The sequence below is a fragment of the Streptomyces sp. BF23-19 genome (assembly GCF_041106355.1).
In the GTDB taxonomy this organism is placed as follows: Bacteria; Actinomycetota; Actinomycetes; order Streptomycetales; family Streptomycetaceae; genus Streptomyces; species Streptomyces virginiae_A.
The window spans coordinates 1-2,171 of the sequence record NZ_JBGBPT010000191.1; the positions used below are offsets into that span (position 1 = coordinate 1).

2 protein-coding genes are annotated in these 2,171 nt (G+C 68.3%); one reads left to right on the top strand and one right to left on the bottom strand.

Features of this window, described 5'->3' with window-relative positions; genetic code table 11:
- Positions 1–112: 112 nt before the first annotated feature.
- Positions 113–1,582, bottom strand: coding sequence for a catalase (locus AB8A24_RS43220; protein ID WP_323181090.1), 1,470 nt, complete (start codon positions 1,580–1,582; stop codon positions 113–115).
- A 130-nt stretch (positions 1,583–1,712) separates the two neighbouring features.
- Here AB8A24_RS43220 and AB8A24_RS43225 point away from each other — a divergent pair, with 130 nt between their 5' ends.
- Positions 1,713–2,129 (top strand): Fur family transcriptional regulator, encoded by a 417-nt coding sequence (locus tag AB8A24_RS43225; protein ID WP_030711671.1) that lies wholly within the window; start codon positions 1,713–1,715, stop codon positions 2,127–2,129.
- The last annotated feature ends 42 nt before the right edge of the window (positions 2,130–2,171 follow it).

A 2,171-nucleotide genomic window follows, 5' to 3' on the forward strand; every position in this document is an offset into this window, starting at 1 on the left:
ACCGACGATCACATCGGTGCGGGTGAAACCGGCGCGGCCGAGCCGCTGCCAGCAGTGGGCCGCCACCTCCGCGGTCTGCGGCCCGGCGTCCTGCGACGGCAAGCGTTCCGTGTCAGCCGCGGAGGGCCTGGACCGCGGCTTCGAGCCGCTTGCCGAAGTCACCGTCCGCCTGACGGAAGTTGTTGATCGCACGCTCGACGATGTCGTCACGGGAGACCTTGGCGATGAAGCCGGACAGGTTCTCGATCAGACGGGACTTCTCGTCCTCCGAGTACAGGCGGTAGAGGTTGCCCGCCTGGACGAAGTCGTCGTCCTCGCTGTGGACGGCGGCGGCGTGGTTGCCCGTGCCGCCGGTCACGTCGATGGGCTGCCACAGCGGGCGGTCCGTCTGGTGCGGGCCGCCGAAGCTGTTCGGCTCGTAGTTCTTCGCGCCCTTGTGGCGGCCGTCGTACAGGTAGCCGTCACGGGAGTTGGTGCGCGCCTCGGTGGCGTGCGGGCGGTTCACCGGCAGGTGGTCGGCGTTGATGCCGACGCGGTAGCGGTGGGCGTCGCCGTAGCCGAAGAGGCGACCCTGGAGCATCTTGTCCGGGGACGGGCCGATGCCGGGGACGAAGTGCGCCGGCGAGAAGATCGACTGCTCGACCTCGGCGAAGACGTTCTCCGGGTTGCGGTTGAGCTCCAGCTTGCCGATCTCGATCAGCGGGTAGTCCGCGTGCGGCCACACCTTGGTGAGGTCGAACGGGTTGAAGCGGTAGTTCGCCGCCTCGGCCGCCGGCATGATCTGGACCTGGACGGTCCAGGACGGGAAGTCGCCGCGCTCGATGGACTCGCGCAGGTCGCGCTGGTGGCTGTCGGGGTCCTCACCGGCGAGCTGGTTGGCCTCGGCCTGGGTGAGGTTCTTGATGCCCTGGTCGGTCTTGAAGTGGTACTTGACCCAGAAGACCTCGCCGGCCTCGTTGTTCCACTGGAACGTGTGCGAGCCGAAGCCGTTCATGTGGCGGTAGGACGCCGGGATGCCGCGGTCGCCGAACAGCCAGGTCACCTGGTGGGTCGACTCGGGCGACAGACCCCAGAAGTCCCAGACGTTGTCCGCCTCCTGCGAGCCCGTGTACGGGTCGCGCTTCTGGGTGTGGATGAAGTCGGGGAACTTGATGGCGTCCTTGATGAAGAACACCGGGGTGTTGTTGCCGACGAGGTCGTAGTTGCCCTCTTCGGTGTAGAACTTCAGCGCCCAGCCGCGGGGGTCGCGGACCGCGTCGGCGCTGCCGAGGTTGCCGGCGACCGTGGAGAAGCGCAGGAAGGTCTCGGTCTCCTTGCCGACCTCGGACAGGAACTTGGCCCGGGTCCACTGCGAGACGTCGCGGGTCAGCGTGAAGGTGCCGTACGCACCGGCGCCGCGGGCGTGCACCACGCGCTCCGGGATGCGCTCGCGGTTGAAGTGCGCGAGCTTCTCGAGGAGCAGCTGGTCCTGGACCAGGACGGGGCCGCCGACGCCGGCGGTCTCACTGTTCTGGTTGTCGGCGACCGGCGCTCCGGCCTCCGTGGTGAGCGGTCCCTGCGTCACGTGCGCCTCCTGCGTCATCCCTGCATGTCCTGTCCTTGGCGTTTGCCGTAACCGATCCTACGATGGACTTTGTCTAAGTCAAGTAAGCATCCAAGTCCGCACCGGTTCGGGAGTTACACCGAATCCCCTCACTGTTAGGCTGATGTCTATGAGTGACCTGCTGGATCGACTTCGCGGACGCGGCTGGCGCATGACGGCGCAGCGGCGCGTCGTGGCCGAGGTGCTCGACGGTGACCACGTGCACCTGACGGCCGACGAGGTGCACGCGCTCGCGGTGGCCAAGCTGCCCGAGATCTCCCGTGCGACCGTCTACAACACGCTGGGCGAGCTCGTCACCCTCGGCGAGGTGCTGGAGGTCTCCACGGACCGCCGCGCCAAGCGGTACGACCCGAACGCCCACCGGCCCCACCAGCATCTGGTCTGCGCCCGGTGCGGCGCGATCCGCGACGTGCATCCGGCGGGCAACCCGCTGGCCGACCTGCCGGACACGGAACGCTTCGGCTTCGTCGTGTCGGCGGTCGAGGTGACGTACCGCGGCGTCTGCCCGAACTGCGCGGCCGCCTGAGCGCACGCACACGAAAGGGCCCGGAACCCCCTCGGGGGGTCC

Excerpts from the sequence above, each read along its gene's own strand:
- AB8A24_RS43220 (WP_323181090.1), bottom strand. The coding sequence starts at position 1,582 with ATGACGCAGGAGGCGCACGTGACGCAGGGACCGCTCACCACGGAGGCC.
- AB8A24_RS43225 (WP_030711671.1), top strand. The coding sequence starts at position 1,713 with ATGAGTGACCTGCTGGATCGACTTCGCGGACGCGGCTGGCGCATGACG.